The following is a 23,820-nucleotide window of genomic DNA, read 5'->3' as shown; positions in this document are numbered from 1 at the left end:
ACCTGTGGAAGCTGGTCCGCACTTTAGGGCCGCATCCGGTCGATCAGGTTGGACAACACGACGATGCTCTCACTGCGCTCGATGTCCGCACTGGACCGGATTTTCTCCAAAGCCGCCTCCAAATGTCGCATATCGCGGGCCAGCACATGCAGGATCGCATCGGGGGTCCCGGTGACCGTCGCGGCGCTGAACACCTCGGGGATATCCACCCAGGCCGCTCGCAACTCGTCGGGCGCGATCCGGCCGTGGCAGAACACCTGCACGTAAGCCTCGGTGTTCCAGCCCAGCGCATTGCGGTCGATCACCGTGGTGAAACTCTTGATGACACCGGTGTCCAGCATCCGATCCACCCGCCGCTTCACCGCCGGCGCAGACAAATTCACCTTTTCGCCGATTTCGGCGAAGGTGGCGCGCGCATGCTCGGTCAATTCGGCGAGGATGCGCTCGTCGGTCTCGTCCAAGCGGTCCATGGTGTCCCTTCCCCGCGCTAAACAACAAATCGGCGATTTCGCCACTGTAGCGCAATAAATACGCCATAGACACGCAATATGCGTGGTTTGATTAACAACAGCACCCCAAATATCGTTGATTCATGACGGAACAATATGTACTAGCGCCTGGCACCGCGAGGTCGGCCGGGCCCGTCACGCTCGGTCGCACGCCGAGCGTCCGTCGGTACGCGATGACGCCGCCGGCCTTCTTCGCAGTCGAATACGCGATCAACCCCTGGATGGACATCACCACACCCGTCGATGTCGGCCTCGCGCAAGCGCAGTGGGAACGCTTGCATGACACCTATATACGGCTGGGGCATCACGTGGAGGTCATCGAACCCGTGCCCGGGCTTCCGGACATGGTCTACGCGGCCAACGGCGGGTTCGTCGCGCGCGATGTCGCGATCGTCGCCAAGTTCCGGTACGCCGAGCGGGCGGGCGAATCGCGCGCCTATGCCCGGTGGATGTCGTCGCTGGGCTACCGGCCGGTGCACACCCGCCACGTCAACGAAGGGCAGGGCGACCTGCTGAAGGTCGGTGACATCGTGTTGGCCGGCTGGGGATTTCGCACCGCCCGGCGGGCGCATGCGGAAATCTCCGCGGCGCTGCGCGCGCCGGTGATCTCGCTCGAGCTGGTCGACCCTCGCTTCTACCACCTCGACACCGCCCTGGCCGTTCTCGACGATCACACCATCGCGTTCTACCCGCCGGCATTCAGCGCGGACGCCCGGGAGCAGCTGGGCGCGCTGTTCCCGGACGCCATCATCGCCGACACGGCCGATGCTTACGTGCTGGGTCTCAACGTCGTCTCCGACGGCCTGCACGTGGTACTTCCCAGCGCGGCAACGGGTTTCGCCGCGCGGCTGCGCCGGGCCGGCTTCCAGCCGATCGGCGTCGATTTGTCCGAGCTGCTCAAGGGCGGCGGTTCCGTCAAGTGCTGCACCCTGGAGGCATTTCCATGACGATTCTCGATGCGCAGACGTTGCAGAAGGTCACCGCCAACCGGATCGACGCCGCGATCAGGCTGGCGGAAAGGCGTGCAGCGCACAACTATTCGCCGATTCCGGTGGTCGCCGCATGCGCCGAGGGCGCGTGGATCACCGACATCGACGGCCGCCGGTACCTGGATTGCCTGTCCGCCTATTCCGCGGTGAACTTCGGTCACCGCAACCCGGAAATCACCGCCACCGCACATGCGCAACTCGACACCGCGACGTTGGTCAGCCGCGCATTTCATTCCGACAAGCTCGGGCCCTTCTGCGCTGCACTTGCCTACCTGTGCGACAAGGACATGGTGCTGCCGATGAACTCGGGCGCCGAGGCCGTCGAAAGCGGCCTCAAGGTCGCCCGCAAATGGGGCGCCGACGTCAAGGGGGTACCCGCGGATCAGGCTAACATCATCGTGGCGGACAACAACTTTCACGGCCGCACGATCAGCATCGTCAGCTTCTCCTCGGATTCCGCCGCGCGAAATGGGTTCGGGCCCTTCACGCCGGGATTCCGTTCAGTGCCATTCGGTGACGCCGCCGCGCTGGCGCAGGCGATCGACGACAACACCGTCGCGGTGCTGTTGGAGCCCATCCAGGGCGAGGCGGGGATCATCGTCCCGCCCGACGACTACCTGCCGGCGGTCCGCGCGCTGTGCAGCGAGCACAACGTGTTGATGATCGCCGACGAGATCCAGTCGGGCCTGGCGCGCACCGGTTACACGTTCGCCTGTGACCGGTGGCGGGTGGTCCCCGACGTCTACCTGCTGGGCAAGGCGCTGGGCGGCGGAGTGGTCCCGCTGTCGGCGGTGGTGGCCGACCGGGAGGTCCTGGGCGTGTTGCACCCCGGCGAGCATGGGTCCACCTTCGGCGGCAACGCACTGGCCGCCTCCATCGGCACCACGGTGGTGTCCATGCTGGCGCGCGGGGAATTCCAGGCCCGGGCGACCGCGCTGGGCGCGCACCTGCATCGGCGGCTGCGACAGCTGATCGGCCACGGTGTCCAGGAGATACGGGGCCTGGGCTTGTGGGCCGGCGTCGACATCGACCCGTCGCTGGGTACCGGCAAGGAGATCAGCCTGCGGCTGGCCGACCGCGGCGTCCTGGTGAAAGAGACCCACGGTTCGACGCTGCGCTTCGCCCCGCCGTTGGTGGTCACCGCCCAGGAGATCGAGTGGGCGGTTGGCCGGCTTGCTGCGGTTTTGCGGGAGGCTGCTTCATAATCAGCTGATCCGGCCACAGGAGGGGCGCTTGCCAGCCACGTCGATCAGCCTGAAAGACCAGTTGCTCCGGCGGCGCCCGGTGGTGGGTGCGCATGTCGCACACGGGACCGCCGATCACCTCAAGCGCGGTATCGGAACCTTCCAGCTCACCATGTTCGGGGTCGGCTCGACCGTCGGCACCGGCATCTTCTTCGTCATGGCTGAGGCCGTGCCCGAGGCCGGTCCGGGCGTGATCGTCTCCTTCCTCCTCGCGGGCCTCGCCGCGGGGCTAGCGGCCGTCTGCTACGCCGAATTGGCCTCGGCGGTGCCGGTTTCGGGGTCGTCGTATTCGTATGCCTACACCACGCTCGGCGAGGTGGTGGCCGTGGGCGTGGCGGCGTGCCTGCTGCTGGAATACGGGGTGGCCACCGCGGCGGTCGCCGTGAACTGGAGTGGTTACCTGAACAAGCTGCTGAGCAATGTCCTGGGATTCCAGCTGCCGCAGGCCTTGTCGGCCGCGCCATGGGATTCCCAACCGGGGTACGTGAACGTGCCGGCGGTCCTGTTGATCGTGATGTGCGCGTTGCTGCTTATCCGCGGCGCCAGCGAGTCGGCGAAGGTCAACGCCATCATGGTGATGATCAAGCTCGGCGTATTGGTCGTCTTCGCCGTCGTCGCTTTCACTGCGTTCGACGCGAGCCATCTCCGTGACTTCGCGCCCTTCGGTGTTTCCGGTATCGGTTCGGCCGCCGGCACCATCTTCTTCTCCTACATCGGCCTCGATGCCGTGTCCACCGCGGGTGACGAGGTGAAGAATCCGCAGACAACCATGCCGCGCGCGCTGATCGGCGCGCTGCTGACCGTCACCGGTGTCTACGTCCTCGTCGCGGTGGCCGCGCTGGGCACCCAGCCGTGGCAGAACTTCGCCGGCCAGCAGGAAGCCGGGCTGGCCACCATCCTCGACAACGTCACGCACGGCGGCTGGGCCGGCACGATTCTGGCTGCCGGAGCGGTCATTTCGATCTTCAGCGTCACGCTCGTCACGATGTACGGCCTGACCCGCATCCTGTTCGCCATGGGCCGCGACGGGCTGTTGCCCGCGAGGTTCGCGACGGTGAACGCGCGCACCATGACGCCGGTGAACAACACGGTGATCGTCGCGATCGTCGCCTCGGCGCTGGCCGCGTTCATCCCGCTGCAAAAGCTCGCCGACATGGTGTCGATCGGCACCCTCACGGCGTTTATCGTGGTTTCCGTCGGGGTGATCGTCTTGCGGGTGCGTGAGCCCGATCTGCCTCGGGGATTCAAGGTGCCGGGTTATCCCGTCACGCCGATCCTTTCGGTGGCGGCCTGCGGCTACATCCTGGCCAGCCTGCACTGGTACACCTGGATCGCGTTCAGCGGCTGGGTGTCGCTGGCGTTGATCTTCTATTTCGTCTGGGGCCGCCACCATAGCGCGCTCAACGACGAGGCAGTCGAGCGGTCAGCGGACGACGCCCGGTGACGGGTCCCTACTGGCGCGAAGCCGCGGTATTGGCCGCCGCCTGAGCCCGCTGCAGCGTCGCCGCGACATCGCCGCGACCCAAGAACATTTCGTCGAAGTACGGCTGCAGGGCGTCATTGCCGGCGGCAAAGCCCGCACCGCCGGGCGCCGCGATCCGCGGACCGTTCAGCACGGCGAAAAACGGCGTGACGTCCACGCCCCGCGCGGCCCAGTACCGGAAGTAGACCGGTTGGGCCGAGGTCACCGCAGGGATGGCCGCACCGTAACGCCCCAGGTATTCGTTGCCCTGCTTGCTGCCCATCCAGGCCAGCACCTGGCGCACCGCGTCAGGATGCTTCGTCGCCGCATTGCCCGCCGCGGCAATGCCGTTGGTGACGCTGACCCGGCCCGCGGGCCCGGTCGGCATCATCGCCACACCCCAGTGGAAGCGGACATCGCGCGCTATCGGCGCCAGGTTGTAGGTGCCGGACTGAAAGAGCGCCATCCTGCCGGCCAGGAACTGGTTGCGGGAGAAGTCGCCGTTGTCGTTGGTGTCGGCCGCGGGCGGCGCGACGTGGTCGCGGTTGATCAGGTCGACCAGATACCGGAAGGCGGTCACGGCAGCGGGGTTGTCGAACGCGAACGCGTCGCCCCGCTGGAACACGCCACCGGCCGATCCGATGTAGTTCAGGTAGATGCCCTGGGGGTCGTTGGCCGCGTTGTACGCCCACTGCCGCGCCCGACCGGCGTCGAAATGCGATGTGTCGCCGCGATTTCCGTCGGCGTCCAGGGTCAGCCGGGCCAGCAGGGGACGCAACGTGTCGCCGCCGCCGGGGCTCCACCGCAACGTGTTCAGCTGGGCGGGATCGACGCCGGCCGCGGCGAGAAGATCGGTGTTGTAGTACAACGCTATTCCCGCGTCGGTCAGCTGTGGCACGCCCCACAGCGTTCCGTTGCGGGTGAACTGCTCGACGACCGGCCGCTCCCAGTCCGACGCCGCCATCGGCCCAAGCAGGTCGCCGATGTTCAGGAGCCGGCCGCTGTCGGCATACGCCGCGAGATAGGCGTTGGACAGCCAGAAGATGTCGTCGGCGCTGCCGCCGGCCACGTCGGTGCGCAGCGTGTTGAAGTAGGTCGAGTACGCCACCAGGTTCAGGTGGACCTCGATGTCGGGATGCGCACGGCTGAAGGCCTCGAAGGATTGTCGGTAGGCCCCGCCGATCTGGTCGCCCCAGATACGCACGGTGACGATGGTCTTGCCGCCATGCGGCTGGCCGGAGTAATCCAGCAGTACCGCCATCGCCGCCAGCAGCACCGCCACCAGCGCAACCGATCCCGCGACCAGTGTCGAAAAGCGGGGCCGGGTCACTTGAGTCCCGAGACGACGATCGACGCGACGATGTGGCGCTGGAAGACCACGAACAGCGCGATCAGCGGGGCGATCGCGACGGTGGTCGCCGCCATCACCAGCGTCCACTGGGAATTGAACCGCGACTGCAGGTCGGCGGTCGCGACGGTGAGCACTCGCCACTTGTGCCCACTGGTGATCACCAACGGCCACATGAAGTTGTTCCATTGCGAGACCACCGTGATCAGCGCCAGCGCGGCCAGCACCGGGCGACTGGACGGGATCACCACGTGCACGATGACGTCCAGGGTCTTCGCCCCGTCCAGGCGGGCCGCGTTGATCAAGTCGTTCGGGATCATCCGAAAGTGCTCGCGCAGCAAGAAGATCGCGTAGGGCGAGCCGAACATGAACGGCAGCACCAACGCCCAGAACGTGTTGCGCAGGCCGAGCTGGGCCATCATCAGATACATCGGGACCACCGTGACCGTTCCCGGCACCATCAGCGTCGCGATGTAGACCCAGAACAGCGCGTCACGGCCGGGAAATTGCAGGCGCGCGAACGCGTATCCGGCCAGCACCGAAAAAGTCAACTGGCCCACCAGGATCACCGCCGTCACCAAGGCCGTCACCGCCGCCGCCCGGACGAACCCGGCCCCGGCCAGGTTGGCGAAATTGGACAGCGTGGGTGGCCGCGGCAGCTGCAACGGGGTGCCCGTGACGAATTGGTGCGCCGAGGTGAATGACGTCATCAATCCAAGTGCGAACGGCGCCAACGTGATCAGCGCGCCGAGCGACAGCCCGGCATAAATCGCGACGTTGCTGGTGCGACTAGGTGAGGTCATAGCTGATCCGCCGCCGAAAGTAGAGGTGCTGAACCAGGGTGACCCCGATCAGGATGACGAACAGCACCACCGCCATCACCGACGCCCGGCCGATAGACGCCGAACCGAAAGCCTCGGCATATATGCGATGGGCCACCAGGTCGGTACTGCCGGCCGGTCCGCCGCCGGTCAGGGCGTACACCATGTCGAAAACCTGTGCCGTGCTGACGATCCCGGTCACCAGCACAAAGAAGGTCGTCGGCCGCAGCATGGGCATGGTGATACGCCAGAACCGCTGCCACGCGGTGGCGCCGTCGGTGCGCGCCGCGGCGTAGATTTCGTCGGGAATGGCCAGCAAGCCCGCCAGAAACGACAACGAGACGTAGCCGACGTTGGTCCACACCACCACGGCCGAAACGAGCGGCAAGGCAAAGCTGGGATCCGAGAGCCACTCGATGCTGTGCCCGAGCACGGTGCTCACGACGCCGTCCGTGGGAGCCAGGATCCAGCGCCACAGCACCGCGATGGCCAGCGGCGCGCAAATCCACGGCAGCACAAACAGGGTGCGAAACAGATTGGTGCCGCGCAGCTGGCGGGCCAGCATGGTCGCGGCCAGCAGCCCCAGCACGGTCTGCGCCGGCACCACGATCGCCACGAAGGTAACCGTGACAATCAGCGAGTTGCCGAACCCGGCGTCGGTCAGCACCGACCGCCAGTTGGACAGGCCCACAAAGTGCAGCGGGCCGAGCAGATCCCATCGGCACAGGCTCAGCCAGAGCACGACCAGGATGGGCAGCAGCAGAAAGGCGAGCACGCCGAACAGGCTCGGCGCCAGCAGCGCGTAGCCCAGTGCGGTGGATCGAGGTTGTTTCCTCAGCACCGCGCCGGCCATGGGGTAATTAAAGCGGGCGCCGCCGGGGTTTGGGGTGACCGGCCGTTACGGTGGACGCGTGACACCGAATCGGGGGATCGATGCCGACTTCCTGGACCTGCCGCGCCACGACCTGGCCGGCGCCGCGCTCGCGGCGGCCAAGGCGGCCGGGGCGACGCACGCCGACCTGCGGGTTCATCGCATCATCACCGAGATCATCCAGCTGCGCGACGGTGAGCTTGAGACGGCGGTGATCAATCGTGAGGTCGGGCTGGCGGTGCGAGTGATCGTCGACGGCACCTGGGGATTCGCCTCGCACGCGGAGCTGGTGCCGTCGGTGGCGGCCGAGACGGCGCGGCGTGCGGTACACGTGGCAACCACTTTGGCGACCCTGAGCAGCGAGCGCGTCGAGCTGGCGCCCGAACCGGTCTACGCGGACGCGGCCTGGGTCTCGGACTACCGGATCGACCCGTTCGACATTCCGACCACCGACAAGATCGCCGTGCTGGAGGACTACTCCGGGCGGTTGCTGAGCGCCGAGGGCATCAACCACGTGTCGGCGGTGCTCACCGCCGTCAAGGAGCAGACGTTCTATGCCGACACGTTCGGATCCTCGATCACGCAGCAGCGGGTGCGGGTGCTGCCCTCGTTCGAAGCGGTGACGGTCGACCCCGCGGCCGGCAGCTTCGATTCGATGCGCACGCTGGCGCCGCCGATGGGCCGGGGCTGGGAGGTTTTGGCCGGCGACGAGGTGTGGAACTGGACCGACGAGCTGGCGCAGCTGCCGTCGTTGCTGGCCGAGAAGATCAAGGCGCCCACCGTCGTTCCGGGTCGCAAAGACCTGGTGATCGACCCGAGCAACCTGTGGCTGACGATCCATGAATCAATCGGACACGCAACCGAATACGACCGCGCGATCGGCTACGAGGCGGCCTACGCCGGCACGTCGTTCGCCACGCCGGACAAGCTGGGCACCATGCGGTATGGGTCCCCGGTAATGACGGTGACCGCCGACCGCACCGTCGAATTCGGCTTGGCCACCATCGGTTACGACGACGAGGGGGTGGCCGCGCAAAGCTGGGACCTGGTGCGCAACGGCATCTTCACCGGCTACCAGCTCGACCGGGTGTTCGCGCAGCGACTGGGGCAGCCACGCTCCAACGGCTGCTCGTATGCCGACTCGCCGCACCATGTGCCGATGCAGCGGATGGCGAACGTGTCGCTGCAGCCGGCGCCCGACGACATCAGCACCGACGACTTGATTGGCCGGGTCGAGGACGGCATCTACATCGTCGGCGACAAGTCATGGTCAATCGACATGCAGCGCTACAACTTCCAATTCACCGGTCAGCGATTCTTCCAGATTCGCGACGGCCGGCTGGACGGTCAGCTGCGTGACGTCGCCTATCAGGCCACCACGACCGAGTTCTGGAATTCGATGGAGGCCGTGGGGGGAGCGTCGACCTGGCGCTTGGGTGGTGCGTTCAACTGCGGCAAGGCCCAGCCCGGGCAGATCGCGGCGGTCAGCCACGGCTGCCCGTCGGCGTTGTTCCGTGGCGTCAACGTGCTCAACACCCGCACCGAGGGCGGGCGCCAGTGATCCGCGCCGGCGACGATGCAGAGCGACGCGATGCTGAGGAGGGGCGCCAGTGATCACTGCACAGCATGTCGTCAACATCGTGCTCGATGAGGCGGCCAAGCTCGGCCGCGCCGACGAGACCATGGTGCTGGTCACCGACAAGGTCGAGGCCACGCTGCGGTGGGCGGGCAATTCGATGACCACCAACGGGGTTTCGGTGAGCCGCAGCGTGACGGTGATTTCGGTGGTGCGTCGCGGGTCCGGCGCCCGCATCGGCACGGTGGTGTCCGCCGAGGCCGACCCGCGGGTGCTGCCCGGGCTGGTGGCCGCGTCGCAGGAGGCGGCCGGCGCGGCGCCGGAGGCGGGTGATGCCGCGCCGCTGCTGAGCGATACCGGGGTGCCCGTCGATTGGGACGCACCGGTGCCCGGCACCGGGCCCTTGGTCTTCTCCGACGTCGCCGACTCGCTGAGCCGCGGCTTCCGCGGCGAAGACCGGCTGTACGGCTTTGCCCACCATAGTGTTTCGACGACCTTCTTGGCCTCGTCGACGGGATTGCGGCGACGTTTCACCCAGCCCACCGGGGCGGTGGAGATCAACGCCAAACGCGGCGACGCCAGCGCCTGGGCGGGCGTCGGGACGCCCGACTTCGTCGACGTGCCAACCGATTCGCTGCTCGAGCAGCTCTCGACGCGACTGGGCTGGGCGCAGCGCAGCGTCGAATTGCCGGCGGGACGCTACGAGACGATCATGCCGCCGTCGACGGTGGCCGACATGATGATCTACATGGCGTGGTCGATGGCCGGCCGGGGCGCCCAGGAGGGGCGGACCGCGTTCTCGGCGCCCGGCGGCGGAACCCGGGTGGGGGAGCGGCTCACCGATCTGCCGCTGACGCTCTACTCCGATCCCATGGCGCCCGGCCTGGCCTGCACGCCGTTCGTGGCGGTCAGCAGTTCCTCGGAGACGGTGTCGGTGTTCGACAACGGTGCCGAGATCAATCAGGTGGACTGGATCCGCGACGGAGTGATCAACGCGCTGGCCTATCCGCGGGCCACCGCCGCCAAATACGACGTCGACGTCGCGGTGGCCGCCGACAACCTGGTGATGACCGGCGGGACGGCCAGTCAGGACGACATGATCGCGGCCACCGAACGCGGCCTGCTGCTGACCACGCTGTGGTACATCCGCGTCGTCGACCCCACCACCCTGTTGTTCACCGGGCTGACCCGCGACGGGGTCTATCTCATCGAGGACGGCCAGGTGACCGCGGCGGTGAACAACTTCCGATTCAACGAGAGCCCGCTGGACCTGCTGCGACGGGCCACCGAAGCCGGCGTCAGTGAAAAGACCCTGCCCCGCGAATGGGGAGATTGGGCCACCCGCGCCGCCATGCCCTCGCTGCGCATACCCGACTTCCACATGTCATCGGTGAGCCAGGCCCAGTAATTCATTGCCGCAGGGCAGCGCGCGTTCTAGCGTGTGACGGATGGCGGCTCCGGTTTCTGTTCGAGAAGACCAGCTCACGCGGTTGGTGTCGTTAGCCCCGGGCGACGGTCGCCTGGCGGCGCTGGTTCGCAAGGTATGCGCGCAGACGATGTCGCTGCCGCCGCTGCCCGCGAGCGTCGAGGTCGGCGAGCCGGAATCGGAAGCCGAGGCCGCGGTCGCCGAATTCGCCGAACAATTCAGCGCCGACGTCTCGTCGGTCACCGCCGAGCAACGGTCGCGGTTGTGGAAGCAGTTAGGGGACCGCACCTTTGGCGTCGTCGTGCAGATGTACATCGCCGACTTCGTCCCGCGGGTGCGGGCCGGACTCGAAGCGCTCGGCGTCGGTGCGCAATACCTCGGCTGGGTCGGTCAGCCAATTGCCTGGGATCACACCACCGATCCGTCGGATCCGGTGTTCAACGACTTTTTAATCGCGGTGGCGCGAATGCGTGCGCTCGACCCGGTGACCTCCGAACTGGTTCGGCTGCGTGGGGCGGCGCAGCACAATTGCCGGTTGTGTAACTCGCTCCGCGAGGGCAACGCGCTCGATGCCGGCGGTTCGGAAACGCTGTATGAGGAGATTGAGCGCTTCGAATCGTCGAGTTTGCTCGACGACCGCGCTAAAGCAGCGCTGCGCTATGTCGATGCGTTAATTTGGACCCCTGCGCACCTCGTCGCCGACGATGTCGCCGAGGTGCGCTCCCGGTTCTCCGAGGCCGAAGCCGTGGAACTCACGTTCGACATCATGCGAAATGCCAGCAATAAAGTCGCCGTGTCCTTGGGCGCCGACGCACCGCGCGTCGAGACCGGCACTGAGCGGTACTTGCTCGCCGCCGACGGCCAGACCGTATTCAGCTGACGTTTGCGGACGTGCGCTCGGCGGACCGGTCTTAACTGGCCGCGCGGCGAGGGTCGGTCGTAGCAGGCCACGGGTGTTGTTTCGCCGCGGGGTTGAGGGTCCAGCGGCCCCCCTGTCCGGGGGCGAGGGCACGAAATGTTAACCATTCGTACACGGACGCGCAAGCGTCCGTTTCCGCTGTGTGTGGGGGTCATTCGCTACTTTTAGCGCGTTCGCCGACACTGATACGACACCGAGAAGTGACGGTAACGAGATGGCAACGTGGCCCGAGCCGGATGGCTTTTCCGGTCAGTTTGTTTACAGGATTTCTAGCTTGGGTTGCGCCGGACGCGACAGCGTTCCCGCGCAAAGGGAGGTTCGGAATGACAAGCACCCGTACACGCTCGCGCGTTCGAGTGTCATCGGTCTGGGCTGCCGGCGTCGCGCTGGGCGCCTCGATGCTCGGCGGCGCCGTGCTGTCGGCTCCGCTCGCCTCGGCCACCTGCAATTTGAGTCCGGCCGACGATCAGTACATCAACCTGCTCGCGCAGAACAAGATGGTGCACAACGCCGACTACAGCGATTGCCATGAGGCCGCCGAGGGACGCTGGTTCGCCGACCAGGTGCGGTCCAACCCCAATCCGTTCGGCGAGGGCCAAGAGCTGGTCAACATGATCACGAACACCACGCCGTTGACTCAGGCCCAGGCCGAGTGGGAAGTCGAGTCGGCGATCTACGTCTACGCGCCCGACATGATCCCCAAGATCAAAGACCAGGCCGCGAAAGCAAACTGGCCGACGGCATAGCGAGACTTACTGGGGCGCAGCGGGTTTAGCGCGCTCAAACGCAACCGGCCGTGAGGGCTTTGCCCTCCGGCCGTTTTCGTGTTGGTATGCCAGCGAACTCGAATCTGCGGCAACGACACCCAGGATTGCGGTGTCAGCGAGGCGGGCGCATTTCCCGCGACGGACCCGTCGCTGTTACCGATTTAGACCCGAATAGTTTCTCGCACAGTAATTTTAGCTAATTGCTGTTCACGCGTTGTTTCTTGGAATCGTCGTTTGCGACGCTTCAGACCGGTGGTACCCGAACTCTGCTGCGAAAGGGAAGCTAGCGAATTTCACGATAAGGGGGTCCGGAGAAGTGACAACGACACGATCGCGCTTGCAGGCGCTCACGGTGGGGGCCGCCGGCCTTGCGCTGGGCGCCGCGATGTTGGGCGGCGCTGTGGTGTCGGCGCCGCAGGCGTCGGCGTCGTGCAATATGAGCCCAGCGGACGACCAGTACATCAAGCTGCTTGCGCAGAACAAGATGGTGCACAACGCCGACTTCAATGACTGCAGCGAGGCCGCCGAGGGGCGGTGGTTCGCCGATCAGGTTCGGTCCAACCCCAATCCGTACGGAGAGGGCCAGGAACTGATCAACATGATCACGCGGACGACGCCCATGAGTCAGGCCCAGGCCGAATGGGAGGTGGAGTCGGCGATTTTCGTCTACGCGCCCGAGATGATTCCCAAGATCAAGTCCCAGGCCCCCCAGGCGGGGCCCGCGCCCGCCTGACCGCGGGGACATAGAGCTGCATTGCCGGTGGGCGCTACCGATATGGGGCGCCCACCGTGCGTGTCGGCTCAGGTCGAGGCGGCGGCGCCGCCCGACGTACCCTGACTCCCGTCTTCGGCTACGGTTTCCTACGGACAACCCTGTCGGGGGCGGTAGCTCAGTTGGTTAGAGCCGCGGACTCATAATCCGTTGGTCGCGGGTTCGAGCCCCGCCCGCCCCACAGAGCGTTTGTGCAGGTAGAACGGCATTCTGTCGCCGTTGCCGCAGACGGTTTCGACCCCCCATCTGCACTGGCGTCCACACCGCGCGTTCGGACTACGCGGCCGTCTCACGTTGCCAGCAGTCGCGTCGAGCCTGCCCTGTGTCCACACGACGTCCACAACCGTCGCGCAACCTGCTGATTTGCCGTCATGCGCGAGCAGCCGCTGTTAGACCCGATTTTGACGCAGAAGCGCTGGAAAACTAGGTGATTGGAGTACCAATGTCGGTTCGCCAGCTCTCAACACCTGGCTGCCGTGACCCGACGACAGCTCGCCATTACGCCGACTAACTACCGCCGACAGTTACTCGGTTGACAGGTCAGCGGCCGGTCAAGCGGCGAGGATTGCCTTCGCCACCTCGTCGGGATGGGTCAGCAACCCGTTGTGCGTCCCCGGAACGACGATGGGTTGGACTCCGATCCGGGCGGCGGACTGGACCGCCGGCCGCGGCATCGCCAGGTCGTCGTCGCCGGTGATGTATGCCATCGGGATACCGAGATCGAGCGGGTGAAAGTCGAGGGCGTCGAGGAAGTAACCACCGGGCTGAAGTGTCAACAGATCGGCCACTAACGCCTGCAGGTCGGGAGAGACGCCTTGCATCAATTCCCGTTTGAGGTATTCCAGGCTTGCGGGAACTGCATTAAACGGGGATTCCTTTATCCGCCGCAGCCCTGACACGCGCTTGTCCCGCGGATTTTCGTCCATCAGGGACCTGCCGGGAAGCGGCACGTGGCCGTTGTAGTAGATGAGTTTCTCCACCCGGCCGGCAAGCGACCGCGCGGCGCCCGTTGCGGGGAAGCAGCCCCAGCTGTGCGCAACCAACACCACCGTGCCCGATTCCAGCCGGCGCACCTCGTCGGAGATGTAATCGACCGCGTCCTGGAGCCGATAGCCCGAAGGGTCGTCGCCGTCGTTCATGCCGGGCAGCGTCACCGTGATCACCCGGTGACCCGTCGAGCGAAGCCGCTGCGCGACCGGCCGCCAGGACCACGCGCCGTGCCAGGCGCCCGGAATCAATACATACGTCGACACGGTTTCACCGCACCCTTCTGGCTGTCACTGCAAGGTGGCCTTATTGGTCGACGCCCGCGACTATCGGGCGTCACGCTGAGGCGCGCTAGAGTCGAATTCCAGCACAGCCCTAACGAACTGTTGTGGGTCATAGTCGATCGCCTGGTGCCCTTGGCCGTGCAATGCGACGATCGTGGCTCCCGGGATTCGGGCTGCGACGGCTGCTGTGGCCGCGCGCAGGTACGCCGGGCTCTCGGTGCCGAGCAGCAACCGGACCGGCACGGTGATGGCGGCCAATCGCTCAGTTGCGCGATATGCACGGACCTCCGCGAGTTCGCGTCCGGCGGTGTGTCCGATCGACCCGGCAAGGTACGAAAACTCCCGCTCAGCAAGGTCTTTGATCGCCGACTCGGATAGGTGCAGGGTTTCGCGATAGAACGCTTCGAGGACTTCGCGCGGGTCGGACGTTGTCTTGATCTGTGCCACGGCCTCCGGTGAGGCGACGCTGAGGCCCGGCGACAGTATGGGAGGTTCGTAGAGCATGATCCGACGGAAAGCTGACGTGATCAGAGCCGCTTGTAAGACCGCCAATGCCCCGTAGGAATGGCCCACGACGTAGACGTCGCCGCCGACGGCCTCGGCAACGGCCGCGACATCCTCGGCTTCCCGGTCCAAGCTGTAGGGCTCAACCTCGGCCGCGCTGAGTCCCCGTCCGCGCCGGTCCATCGCGTGCACGGTGTAGCGCTGCGCCAGCACCGGCGTCACCGAGCCCCAGCGAGCAAGCGTGCCTGTGCTGCCATGCACAAGCACCAAGGGCGCTCCGGCGCCGACGGATTCATAACCGATCACGGTTCCGTCGGGGGAATTTACGGTCGTCATGCTAAAGCCCGCCGGATTCCCGAGCACCGCATTCTTCGGTGCGTGGCAGCATGTAACTCGTACTCAGCCAGGTCCGTACATCCGGCCCGACTTGATCTCGGGCGGCGATAATCCATAGTCGATCGCTCACAGCGCAACCGCAAGTCGTGGGTCGATGATGGTCTTGCCGCGGCTACGAGAAGCGGGGTCAAACGCCGTGGGTACTTCGGCTAGCGAACGTACCGATCCGATGATCGGGCGCAGCGATCAGCCGTCTCCGCTCAATATGCCTGACGATGGCCGGGTCTGGGATGTACTCGCTCACAAGTGAATTCCTTTCTAGAGACCTAATTGTCTGCTTATCAGAAACCTGGACTGCACGATGAACTACACCTCCGACAGCCGCTTGCTCAGCTGTTCCATCGTCAGCATTTCTCGCCGCTCGCCGTCGAGGTAGGGGATGCCGATCCCGTACTCCTCCCACCGGGAGGCGACTCGGGATTCCAATTCGGGGGCGACCCTCTCGATTGGCGGGTAGTGGCGGCCACCCCACTCCGGGCGCTGTCCGAATTCCCAGGTCCGCGTGGCATCGATAAGCACCCGAGTCCATTCGCCGGCACCGTACTTGGTGGCGTCGTTTTTCTCCGGCGGGGTGGAAGGGTCTATCGAAGAGCCCATGGTAGGTCCATAGAATGCAATATCACCGAGGCCGGCATTCACGCGGTATGACGTAGCCCATTCCAGCGCGACCGGGTCGCGGATGTCGATGTCCTCTTCAACGACCGTGACGTTCTTGTGCATCCACACCGCTCCACCGGTACCCCACAGCGCCGCCGCCACCTGTTGGGCATGCCCGCGGTAGGCCTTATGGATCTGCACGACAGTGTTTTGGCCGTTGCTCACCTCCGTCATCCAAAGGTCGGTGATGCCACCGATCCCTAGACCCTCGAGCACGTTCCAGGTAATCGCCGACCGAGCGAAGTTGACGATGCTGTCTTCGTTGAAGAACCCAGGCCGGATCCCCTCGAGAGTGCCTCGCAGGACCGGGTCGTTGCGGTGGGTGATCCGGGTGACCTGCAGGACCGGCGCCGTACCGGCGTCACCTTGGTAGCCCGGGTACTCTCCGAACGGGCCCTCCTTTACGAAGGTCGCGGGATCAGGGTCGATGTATCCCTCGACGACGATCTCAGCGCTCGCCGGAACATGCAAAGGCACTGTTTCGCAGGCCACCAGGTCGACGGGGCGGCCGAGAAGAGCCCCCATCATGTCCCATTCACAGACATCCTTGGGGAACGGGCTACCGGCGCAGAACCCCAACACGTCATGCCACCCGTAGACGATGGCGACCGGCATCGGCTCGGGCTTGTACCCCTGCATATGGCCGCCCCAACCTTGACTGGGCACCAAGAGCTTGGCGATCTTGTTACGGTCGACGATCATCCCGCGGTAGCAACCAACGTTGTCGCGCCCGGCCACCTTGTCCTCGGTGACCACACCGCAGAACGTGTCGATATAGCGACCGCCGTCGGAGGCATGCCACTTTGGGGCCGGAAACTGAAAGAGGTCGATCTCATCGCCTTCGATGATGTTTTCCTTGACTGGGCCGGTGTCGACAACACGCGGCGGGATGGGTTTCTTGAAGGCCTCCCTAAGGTGACGCACGATAGTTGCGTCGCTGGTGCCTTCGGGCAGACCCAGCATCAGCTGGACCTGGCGTCGGTTGCCGATTGCCGACGTCAGAAGCTTTCTGCACCAAGTGTTCTCGTGGCCGATGATGTTCTCGAAGAGCAGCGCGGGGCCACCGAGGGAAAGATTGGCCCGAGTGATCGCGCCGATTTCTTCGTCCCAATCGACGGACGCCGTGATGCGGCGCAACTGGCCCGCAACTTCGAGTGTGGCCAACCAGCTGCGCTGGTCGGGCCCTGTCTCTTGGTCTGTCGGCTCGGTTTCCGGCAGGCTTAAATTGGTTGTCACTTTGATCTCCTCACCGGATTGCCGCTCGTTGGCCGTTCACTGGGACTGGATGCTGATCGTCCTTCCAGCGCTTGATCAGGGAGTGTTTGATCCCGAGTTGATCGAGGACGCGGCCGACGACGTAGTCGTTCACCTCGTCGAGCGAAGTGGGCCGCGCGTAAAAGGCGACAGACGGCGGGAAAATCACGGCACCGGCGCGCGCCAGATAGTGCATATTCTCGAGGTGGATTTCGCTCAACGGAGCCTCCCGCGCGACAAGAACGAGCTTGCGGCGTTCCTTCAGCGTCACGTCCGCGGCGCGGGTGATCAGGTTGTCGCTGTAGCCGATCCGGATGGCGCTCAGCGTCTTCATGCTGCACGGGCAGACAACCATGCCATCTGTGGGGAACGAACCGCTGGCGAGGCCGGCTGCCAGATCGCGGGCATTGTAAGCGTGTGAAGCGAGTGCCCGGACTTCGTTGACGCTGGTGTCGGTCTCGAGGTTGATCGTCGCCCGTGCCCAGTCGCTGAGGATTAGGTGTGTTTCGACCCCCAGGTGACCGAGAATTTCCAGCAGACGGATGCCCAGAGGGGCGCCGGTCGCGCCGGTCATAGCGACCACGAAGCGCATCGTCTTCCTCCTAATCGTTCTGTGGGGCTTGGTTACTGGTCGTGATGACCAGGAGCCCTGGGTGGTCTGCCGTCGGGTGATGCCTCGTTTCTCCCGGCGTTCGAGGTCTTATGGACGAGCCCGCGCATGACAGATCGCGGTCTTCACCGTTGGGAGGCCGTTGCTCGAGCCGATCCACGTCAACCACCCGAATGAGTTACCGTGATCAGCACCTCTCTTGAACTACTTCGATCAAGTCTCCACGGGTGCTGCGCAATTCGCCGATGGCTTATGAGTCCTCTTTCCCACAAAAAGCGACACAATGGCTCTGTGGTAGAAACCGATGCGAGTTCGCGGGTGGTGGTGATTGTCGTCTTCGACGAGGTGACGCTGTTGGATGTCGCCGAAACGGCCGAAGTCTTCATCGAAGCCAACCGATTCGGCGGCGACTATCACATCAAAATTGCATCGGTGGACGGGCGCGATGTGACAACTTCGATCGGAACTCGGTTGGGTGTCACCGACAGCATCTCGTCCATAGAATCCGCCGACACCGTCCTTGTCGCAGGCGGTGACAACCTGCCATCGCGGGCGATTGATCCCACACTCGTCACGGCCGTCAAATCCGTGGCGGGACGTACCCGGCGTCTGGGGTCCATTTGCACGGGATCGTTCGTCCTGGCGCAGGCCGGCCTGCTAAGCGGCCGGCGCGCCACCACGCACTGGCATGCCGTCCGGTTGTTCGCTCGGGCCTTCCCGGATATCACCGTGGAGCCGGACGCGATCTTCGTTCGCGATGGCAATGTATTCACCTCAGCCGGAGTGTCGTCAGGCATCGACCTTGCGCTGGCGTTGGTCGAAATGGATCACGGCGCCGAGCTCGTCCGCGCCGTTGCCCGGTGGCTTGTCGTCTATCTCAAACGCGCGGGCGGCCAATCGCAATTCTCGGTGCTGGTCGAGACCGCCCTGCCGCCGGAGTCTCCGCTGCGTAAGGTCACCGATGCAATCTCCGCCGACCCCGCGGCCAACCACAGCGTGAAAAGCCTCGCGGGGCGCGCCTGCTTGAGCACGCGTCAGCTGACACGACTGTTTCGATCCGAACTCGGGATGACTCCGGCCGCCTACGTCGAAATGGTCCGAATCGACGCGGCCCGTGCGGCGCTGGACGCCGGCCGCAGCGTCACTGACGCCGCGCACCTCGCAGGCTTCGGCAGCACCGAAACCCTCCGGCGGACATTCGTCGACCACCTTGGCATCTCGCCGAAGGCCTACCGAGAACGATTCCGCACCGCCATCCGAGGCTGAACCCGACAGGCTGAGCTAGCTATAAGGCCGTGGACATATGGTGGCGGCGTTGCGTCCTCGACGATTGATAGCCGCTCTCGTCGCCGAGCAGGCCCCTGGGAAGCGCTTTTTGCTGAGGGGGATGGCGACGTAACTCGACCGATGCCAATCGGTGTTCACCGCCCACACAGGTTGCGCGCCAGTCTTTCCCACGCGTCGCCCAATGTCGCGAGGGTGCCGAACATGCCGTGGTCGGAGCCGGCGGTTAGGCCGCCGACCCTCGCGTGCCATGCGCCCAGTCCCGAGTGAAGCCATCCGAGCAGGCGGCGGTGACCAATTGATCTGTCAGAACAACTCTTTAGCCAGTAGCTCAAGCGTCGCCACGCGTCCCGGCGCGGTTGCGGGGTCAGTACCGGCGTGCGCCGACGCGACCGGGATCACCATCACCTCGTCGACGTCGAACCGTTCGGTGAGTGCCCGCAGCTGCTCGGCGGCCTCGGCGGGCGTGCCGAGAACAGCACGTTGCATTCTGTCCTGCACGATGTGATGCTGCTGTTCCGTCAGCTGGGCGGCGGCTGCTTCCTCGACGAGCGGCACGGGGCCGAGCGGCACACCGGTGAGCATCCGCGCCGTCATCTGCTGGTCGGGCAACATCAAAGCCGTTGCCTCTTCGCGGGTTTCCGCCACCGTGGCGTCTACCGTCATAAACGTCACCGGCTCGGCAGCGAACTTGCTGGGCATGAACCGGGATCGGTAGGTCTCGAGCGCCTCTTCGATTCCCTTGCCGGAGAAGTGATTGGCAAAGACGTAAGGCAGTCCCTTGGCGGCAGCCAGATGCGCTGAATACATCGACGAGCCCAGCAGCCCGCGGTTCGCCGACCGCGGCCGGGGTCGCCTTGAGACGGTAGTCGCCCGAGCGGTCCGGAACCACCATGCCGGGCGCGCTCAGAAACGCCGTTATGTCGTCGAGGTATTCGGGGAATTTCTCTATGTCACGGTCATCACGACCGCCGCGGAGCGCAGACGACGTCACCGGGTCGGTGCCCGGTGCCCGCCCGATACCCAGGTCGATGCGGCCCGGAGCGGCCGCTTCCAGCAGCGCGAACTGCTCAGCCACTGCCAGTGGCGCATGATTCGGCAGCATCACTCCACCCGACCCCAGCCGCAGCTGCGAGGTCTGCGCGGCAAGATAGGCGATCAGTACCGGCGGGCTGGTGGCTCCCACGTTCGGCCTGTTGTGGTGCTCGGTGACCCAGTACCGGGTGAAGCCCAGACGGTCGGCGGTCTGCGCCAGCTGTACGGTGACCGCGAGCGCATCGCCGGTGGTCTGGTCGCTACGTACGGGAACGAAGTCAAGAATGGAAAGTCGCATGGCCACCTAAACACCAAGTGCCATGCGGACATTCCCGACACAGTACTTTTTGGGTATGAGGGAGCGCACGATGCGGTTGCACTCCGCTTGCGCGATAGACCTCAGCGTCAACGCAATTCGTTCGGACATGAAGTTCGACAAAGTGATCGCTGCTCCCTGTGTCGACATGGAAGCCCTTGACGCCGGGCATCATATGGCGGTGGATAGCGGTCCCTCAAGGGGGCCAAAGTCGCGCGGAAGGTCTGCCGACCGCGCTTTCCGGCCATCGACCGCGCTTTTCGGGTAGACCGGCAACCGCTAGGTCCCTAGCTTTGGCTCGGACAGCGGCCAGAACGAAGGTGACTCGTTCAGGCGCCATCGACGATGACCCGAGAAGGACCGAACTTCGTGAATATCAGTGAGCCCGAACTGTTCATCGACGGACGGTTTCGGACTGCCAGCGGTGTTGAACCGGTAATAGACGCCACGACGCTACGAAATCCCATGTTTACCAGATCATCTCAGCAGAGGTCGCTCGCGTAGCCGCGGGTGCGTGAGTTCTGCATGAGCCCAGACTACGGATGGCCGCAATCATGAATGTTTCCTTAAGTCGTCGACTAGTGAGCGGACTTTGGCTGCCCACGGTTATGGCTGTCGTGGTCATCGTGGCGGGCTTCACCATCTGAGTCGCTCACGGCATCTTCGGCTCCCAGGACCGTACTCGGAGCCCAGGCAACAAATTTGCGATAGTTCAGTTCAGTCCCAAGCGCATCGACTACGACATCTTCGGTTATCTAGACAGCTGGGGCAGGGTGAGCTATTGGGACGCCAACTCTCACCCCATAGCGGTCGACCTGACGGCTTTGCCGTGGACGCACATGGAAACGACCGTCTTGACGACCGCCAGCGCCGATATCACCGCGCAGGTGGCACGAGGAAACGTTGGCTGCCGCATCAGCATTGACGGGCAGGTGCGATCCGAACACACGGCAATGGGCGAGCACTCCGCCGTATGGTGCCAGGTACTGTCCGCATGAAGCACGACGGCGCAAGAAGTCAAGTGTGCAGATCATTGCTTGCACGGACCATCCGGAAGTTTTCGGTGTTAGTGGTCCATCACCCGTGGACACGCATGGGCATTGATGTGCAAAAGCCGCAGGTCAAGTGCGAAACCTGGTCACGCATGGTCGTGAATGGGCGGGCCACAGCGGACTCATAATCCGTTGGTCGCGGGTTCGAGCCCCGCCCGCCCCACCGCATTTCCCCTGGTCAGAGCCTCGCAGAGGCATCCCCGTGCAATCGAGAGCCCGTTTTTCGCGGCGTCGTCGCGGCGTGGGGGGCAGAGCGTGTGCAGAGCGTGTGCCGCTAGCAAACTGGGCACCGCCGCCGCGGGGTACACGCCGGGGTGCGGCGACCGTGTGACTGGTGTGACGGGTGAGCTTGTACACCCTCTGTAAACCCAAGGTTGGGCTCGACGAGCGGTAGGAACGAAGCCAGCAGCAAGACCGCGGCGCCGACGATCACTAGTCCCAGCGCGAGGGCGTTGCCGAGCCCCCGTTTCATCGCGATGTCCGCCTCCCGAATCCCGGATTACCTATAGCCGCAGCCGCATTGGCAGATTTTGAAGAGGACCTTGGCTTTGGCTTTCACCGAAGTCGCCCGCTGAGTGCCTCGACGCGCTTAGTTCGCGAGCCACTGCCGTACGCCGCCGTGTCCGGAACACGTACCGGAATGGTGCGTGCTTAACGAGTAGTCGCCGTCTCGGCAGATGGCGGTAGCTCCCGGAGGCGTCCAGCGCTACCCACTAAGGCCTGGCGCACCGCCTGGCGGCAGGCCCGACGACGGGTCAGGGATGCACTGCCCGCTCGAATTCTGGTAGTAGGAGGTGCCACGACCAGCCAGAACCGTGGTCGGCCCGCTCGCGACGACCGCCGCTGCGACGCACGGCGTCACTCCGGCGAACACCGCCGCGGCAATGAGAAACTGAACCCGCATGTCCTCACCCACAGTGGTAGTGAAATCAACAGGGCGCCCGACCGGGACCCGAGCGTAACGGCCTGACGAGCCGGCCGTCGCGGAATGCAAAAATTTTATGTACTTGCGTGCCGTTCTCCGGCGCGTTGTTCATTTTGGTTGGGGGATAAATGCTCTCTGTTCGGCGGCCGCTGCACAATCTTCGTCAACCGCAGCCGAGGTTAGCTGCGTTACGAGGTCGCCGTCACCTTGGTGGCCAACGCCGCCAACTTGGCGTCGAGTTCAAGGGCGGCTTCGCGAAGCGGCTCATTCGGTTCGACGACCATCAGCGACGACGGCATCACATAGGTCAGGCCGCTTCGGCCGTCGGGTTCCTCGGTAATCAGAAGTTCAACGGGCGCAAAGAGTCCCGCTGTGACATCGTGTCGCAGCATCGTGATCGCAATCAGGGGGTTGCCCAACACGACGCGCAACGCCTTCCTGTCAATCCCGGCTTTCTTGATCCACCCACCATGGTTCAGCGTCGCAAATAGCATGAAACCGCTTGCTCCGGTGCGAGATTCCACCTCCCGCTCATAGGATTCCCAGGTGTCGAACCGCACGGCGATGTCGTCGATAGGAACGGGCTCCTCGCCGATGTCGGCGAGCACTGCGGCAACAAGGTCGTCGTAACTCTTCGCGCTGTCGAACCGCAGGCGCACACCGCCGAACGGGATCGCAAGTGGATCAGACGTGGACATGGTCGGCCTCGGTTTTCGTATCGGCGTTGTGGGGCTCGACTCGCTCGTGGACGTGAGCAGCCGGTGTGCGGTCGATCAACAGACTGAGCAGTTCGGGCCTGCTGTAGTGGCCGATGGCATCCATCTTCGACTTACGCTGGTCGATCAACGAGAAGTCGAGATCGGCGATCACAACGCCCTCGCCGGAACGCAAGGGCGTGGCTAGCAATTCGCCAAGAGGTGACACGATCGCGGTGAAGCTGCCCCCCGATATCGGGCCGATCGGCGCCCCGGTGTCGGCCATGATCTGCGCTTGCTGATCGGCATCCAGCCAGCCGGTGGAGTTGACAACGAAACTGCCTGATTCGAGTGCGTGATTGCGGACGCTCAACTCGGTCTGCTCCGCGAAAAGCGGACCGCCGAACGAGCCCGGCCACATCGCTGCGTGAATCTGCTCACCGTCAGCGATGACGGCATAGCGTGCCAGCGGGTAGTAATGCTCCCAGCACGCCAACTGGCCGATCCGCCCAACGGCGCTGTCGACGGCCGCAAGGCCGGAGGCATCCCCCCGTCCCCACACCATCCGTTCGTGGAAGGTGGGCAGTATCTTTCGACGGCGCTGGATGAGGGTGCCATCGGCATCGAAGAGGAGCTGCGTGTTGTAGAGCGTGCCGCCATCGCGTTCATTCACACCGATGGACACCACGATTCCCGCTTGCCTGGCCGCATCGGTGATGACGTCGACTGTGGGCGACGGTATGGTCACGGCCTGATCGATCAGCCTCAGTTGCTCAGCGCCCAGCTCGAAAGGTCTTTGGACAAAGGAGAAGTAGGGATAGTACGGCACGATCGTCTCGGGGAAGACAGCGAATCGTACGTCCTGGCGCCCGAGTTCGGCGATCTTGTCGACAACCTTCTGAGTGGTGCCATCACGGCTGTATAGCACCGGGCTCATCTGTACTGCAGCCGCTCTTACCGTAGTCATTTCATTCACCCTTCATGCACAGGTACTCGACTAGAACAAGGTGACGGGAAGGCAATCGATTCCTGAGTATTGTATACTGTACTCAGCATCACAAAAGCGTCGTTGGCACCGCTGTGAGGCCGCACAAAAGGAGAACCATTATGCAAATCG

Annotated in this window: 19 protein-coding genes, 2 tRNA genes and 3 pseudogenes; 12 read left to right on the top strand and 12 right to left on the bottom strand. The window is 64.6% G+C overall.

Annotation, left to right across the window (positions count from 1 at the left end; all coding sequences use genetic code 11):
* Positions 1-23: 23 nt before the first annotated feature.
* Positions 24-470 carry an Lrp/AsnC family transcriptional regulator gene (locus tag ACZYVJ_RS05485; protein WP_463830101.1) on the bottom strand — a complete coding sequence of 149 codons (447 nt, stop codon included), beginning with the start codon at positions 468-470 and terminating at the stop codon, positions 24-26.
* Between the two features lie 122 nt (positions 471-592).
* Between ACZYVJ_RS05485 and ddaH the strand changes: the two genes are divergently transcribed.
* Genes ddaH through ACZYVJ_RS05470 form a run of 3 tightly spaced genes read left to right on the top strand, consistent with a single transcriptional unit; the run spans position 593 to position 4,186 of the window.
* Complete coding sequence (gene ddaH, locus ACZYVJ_RS05480; protein WP_463830100.1) at positions 593-1,456, top strand: dimethylargininase; 864 nt, start codon at positions 593-595, stop codon at positions 1,454-1,456.
* Positions 1,453-2,703 (top strand): ornithine--oxo-acid transaminase, encoded by a 1,251-nt coding sequence (gene rocD / locus ACZYVJ_RS05475; protein WP_463830099.1) that lies wholly within the window; start codon positions 1,453-1,455, stop codon positions 2,701-2,703. The genes ddaH and rocD overlap by 4 nt, the downstream gene beginning before the upstream one ends.
* Positions 2,704-2,731: 28 nt before the next feature.
* Complete coding sequence (locus tag ACZYVJ_RS05470) at positions 2,732-4,186, top strand: amino acid permease (RefSeq protein ID WP_463830098.1); 1,455 nt, start codon at positions 2,732-2,734, stop codon at positions 4,184-4,186.
* Between the two features lie 7 nt (positions 4,187-4,193).
* Here ACZYVJ_RS05470 and ACZYVJ_RS05465 read toward each other — a convergent pair whose 3' ends face one another.
* The 3 genes from ACZYVJ_RS05465 to ACZYVJ_RS05455 are packed head-to-tail and all read right to left on the bottom strand — an operon-like array spanning position 4,194 to position 7,211.
* Complete coding sequence (locus tag ACZYVJ_RS05465; RefSeq protein ID WP_463830097.1) at positions 4,194-5,534, bottom strand: ABC transporter substrate-binding protein; 1,341 nt, start codon at positions 5,532-5,534, stop codon at positions 4,194-4,196.
* A complete protein-coding gene (locus tag ACZYVJ_RS05460; protein WP_463830096.1) occupies positions 5,531-6,355 on the bottom strand; it encodes a carbohydrate ABC transporter permease in 825 nt (274 codons plus the stop codon). The genes ACZYVJ_RS05465 and ACZYVJ_RS05460 overlap by 4 nt, the downstream gene beginning before the upstream one ends.
* Complete coding sequence (locus tag ACZYVJ_RS05455) at positions 6,342-7,211, bottom strand: carbohydrate ABC transporter permease (RefSeq protein ID WP_463832849.1); 870 nt, start codon at positions 7,209-7,211, stop codon at positions 6,342-6,344. The genes ACZYVJ_RS05460 and ACZYVJ_RS05455 overlap by 14 nt, the downstream gene beginning before the upstream one ends.
* A gap of 73 nt (positions 7,212-7,284) precedes the next feature.
* Here ACZYVJ_RS05455 and ACZYVJ_RS05450 point away from each other — a divergent pair, with 73 nt between their 5' ends.
* The 6 genes from ACZYVJ_RS05450 (at position 7,285) to ACZYVJ_RS05425 (ending at position 12,885) form a co-directional block, all read left to right on the top strand.
* Complete coding sequence (locus tag ACZYVJ_RS05450; RefSeq protein ID WP_463830095.1) at positions 7,285-8,805, top strand: TldD/PmbA family protein; 1,521 nt, start codon at positions 7,285-7,287, stop codon at positions 8,803-8,805.
* A 49-nt stretch (positions 8,806-8,854) separates the two neighbouring features.
* Positions 8,855-10,228 (top strand): metallopeptidase TldD-related protein, encoded by a 1,374-nt coding sequence (locus ACZYVJ_RS05445; RefSeq protein ID WP_463830094.1) that lies wholly within the window; start codon positions 8,855-8,857, stop codon positions 10,226-10,228.
* A gap of 40 nt (positions 10,229-10,268) precedes the next feature.
* Positions 10,269-11,126, top strand: coding sequence for a carboxymuconolactone decarboxylase family protein (locus ACZYVJ_RS05440; RefSeq protein ID WP_463830093.1), 858 nt, complete (start codon positions 10,269-10,271; stop codon positions 11,124-11,126).
* A gap of 362 nt (positions 11,127-11,488) precedes the next feature.
* A complete protein-coding gene (locus tag ACZYVJ_RS05435) occupies positions 11,489-11,911 on the top strand; it encodes a hypothetical protein (RefSeq protein WP_463830092.1) in 423 nt (140 codons plus the stop codon).
* A gap of 373 nt (positions 11,912-12,284) precedes the next feature.
* Entirely contained in the window at positions 12,285-12,665 is a 381-nt protein-coding gene (locus tag ACZYVJ_RS05430; protein WP_463832848.1) for a hypothetical protein, read from the top strand.
* A gap of 146 nt (positions 12,666-12,811) precedes the next feature.
* Positions 12,812-12,885, top strand: a tRNA-Ile gene (locus ACZYVJ_RS05425).
* Between the two features lie 370 nt (positions 12,886-13,255).
* On the opposite strand, the gene ACZYVJ_RS05420 is transcribed toward ACZYVJ_RS05425, so the two are convergent.
* The 4 genes from ACZYVJ_RS05420 to ACZYVJ_RS05405 form a co-directional block, all read right to left on the bottom strand.
* Complete coding sequence (locus tag ACZYVJ_RS05420; RefSeq protein WP_463830091.1) at positions 13,256-13,957, bottom strand: alpha/beta fold hydrolase; 702 nt, start codon at positions 13,955-13,957, stop codon at positions 13,256-13,258.
* Positions 13,958-14,017: 60 nt separating this feature from the next.
* The gene (locus tag ACZYVJ_RS05415) at positions 14,018-14,815 is read right to left on the bottom strand and encodes an alpha/beta fold hydrolase (RefSeq protein WP_463830090.1); all 798 of its coding nucleotides are present in this window, start codon (positions 14,813-14,815) and stop codon (positions 14,018-14,020) included.
* 366 nt (positions 14,816-15,181) lie between these two features.
* Positions 15,182-16,768, bottom strand: coding sequence for a UbiD family decarboxylase (locus ACZYVJ_RS05410; protein ID WP_463830089.1), 1,587 nt, complete (start codon positions 16,766-16,768; stop codon positions 15,182-15,184).
* A 10-nt stretch (positions 16,769-16,778) separates the two neighbouring features.
* Positions 16,779-17,378 carry a UbiX family flavin prenyltransferase gene (locus ACZYVJ_RS05405; RefSeq protein WP_463830088.1) on the bottom strand — a complete coding sequence of 200 codons (600 nt, stop codon included), beginning with the start codon at positions 17,376-17,378 and terminating at the stop codon, positions 16,779-16,781.
* A 270-nt stretch (positions 17,379-17,648) separates the two neighbouring features.
* On the opposite strand from ACZYVJ_RS05405, the gene ACZYVJ_RS05400 reads away from it, so the two are divergent.
* Positions 17,649-18,662, top strand: coding sequence for a GlxA family transcriptional regulator (locus ACZYVJ_RS05400; protein WP_463832847.1), 1,014 nt, complete (start codon positions 17,649-17,651; stop codon positions 18,660-18,662).
* A gap of 324 nt (positions 18,663-18,986) precedes the next feature.
* On the opposite strand, the pseudogene ACZYVJ_RS05395 reads toward ACZYVJ_RS05400, so the two are convergent.
* Positions 18,987-20,013: pseudogene (locus ACZYVJ_RS05395) on the bottom strand (LLM class flavin-dependent oxidoreductase).
* Positions 20,014-20,585: 572 nt separating this feature from the next.
* Here ACZYVJ_RS05395 and ACZYVJ_RS05390 point away from each other — a divergent pair.
* Positions 20,586-21,029 (top strand): annotated as a pseudogene (locus tag ACZYVJ_RS05390) (MmpS family transport accessory protein).
* Between the two features lie 148 nt (positions 21,030-21,177).
* A tRNA-Ile gene (locus ACZYVJ_RS05385) sits at positions 21,178-21,246 on the top strand.
* A 426-nt stretch (positions 21,247-21,672) separates the two neighbouring features.
* On the opposite strand, the pseudogene ACZYVJ_RS05380 reads toward ACZYVJ_RS05385, so the two are convergent.
* The 3 genes and pseudogenes from ACZYVJ_RS05380 to ACZYVJ_RS05370 all read right to left on the bottom strand — a co-directional run.
* Positions 21,673-21,771 (bottom strand): annotated as a pseudogene (locus tag ACZYVJ_RS05380) (DUF3761 domain-containing protein); the annotation flags it as partial.
* A gap of 425 nt (positions 21,772-22,196) precedes the next feature.
* A complete protein-coding gene (locus ACZYVJ_RS05375) occupies positions 22,197-22,706 on the bottom strand; it encodes a DUF302 domain-containing protein (RefSeq protein ID WP_463830087.1) in 510 nt (169 codons plus the stop codon).
* Positions 22,693-23,670 (bottom strand): nitrilase-related carbon-nitrogen hydrolase, encoded by a 978-nt coding sequence (locus tag ACZYVJ_RS05370; protein ID WP_463830086.1) that lies wholly within the window; start codon positions 23,668-23,670, stop codon positions 22,693-22,695. The genes ACZYVJ_RS05375 and ACZYVJ_RS05370 overlap by 14 nt, the downstream gene beginning before the upstream one ends.
* Between the last annotated feature and the right edge of the window lie 150 nt (positions 23,671-23,820).

This window comes from Mycobacterium sp. IDUB_3, from assembly GCF_055419585.1.
This window is presented reverse-complemented; position numbering and strand designations above follow the sequence as displayed.

Coding starts and splice junctions, on each gene's coding strand:
- ACZYVJ_RS05485 (WP_463830101.1), bottom strand. CDS start 470: ATGGACCGCTTGGACGAGACCGACGAGCGCATCCTCGCCGAATTGACC.
- ddaH (WP_463830100.1), top strand. CDS start 593: ATGACGGAACAATATGTACTAGCGCCTGGCACCGCGAGGTCGGCCGGG.
- rocD (WP_463830099.1), top strand. CDS start 1,453: ATGACGATTCTCGATGCGCAGACGTTGCAGAAGGTCACCGCCAACCGG.
- ACZYVJ_RS05460 (WP_463830096.1), bottom strand. CDS start 6,355: ATGACCTCACCTAGTCGCACCAGCAACGTCGCGATTTATGCCGGGCTG.
- ACZYVJ_RS05440 (WP_463830093.1), top strand. CDS start 10,269: ATGGCGGCTCCGGTTTCTGTTCGAGAAGACCAGCTCACGCGGTTGGTG.
- ACZYVJ_RS05435 (WP_463830092.1), top strand. CDS start 11,489: ATGACAAGCACCCGTACACGCTCGCGCGTTCGAGTGTCATCGGTCTGG.
- ACZYVJ_RS05415 (WP_463830090.1), bottom strand. CDS start 14,815: ATGACGACCGTAAATTCCCCCGACGGAACCGTGATCGGTTATGAATCC.
- ACZYVJ_RS05405 (WP_463830088.1), bottom strand. CDS start 17,378: ATGCGCTTCGTGGTCGCTATGACCGGCGCGACCGGCGCCCCTCTGGGC.
- ACZYVJ_RS05400 (WP_463832847.1), top strand. CDS start 17,649: ATGAGTCCTCTTTCCCACAAAAAGCGACACAATGGCTCTGTGGTAGAA.
- ACZYVJ_RS05375 (WP_463830087.1), bottom strand. CDS start 22,706: ATGTCCACGTCTGATCCACTTGCGATCCCGTTCGGCGGTGTGCGCCTG.
- ACZYVJ_RS05370 (WP_463830086.1), bottom strand. CDS start 23,670: ATGACTACGGTAAGAGCGGCTGCAGTACAGATGAGCCCGGTGCTATAC.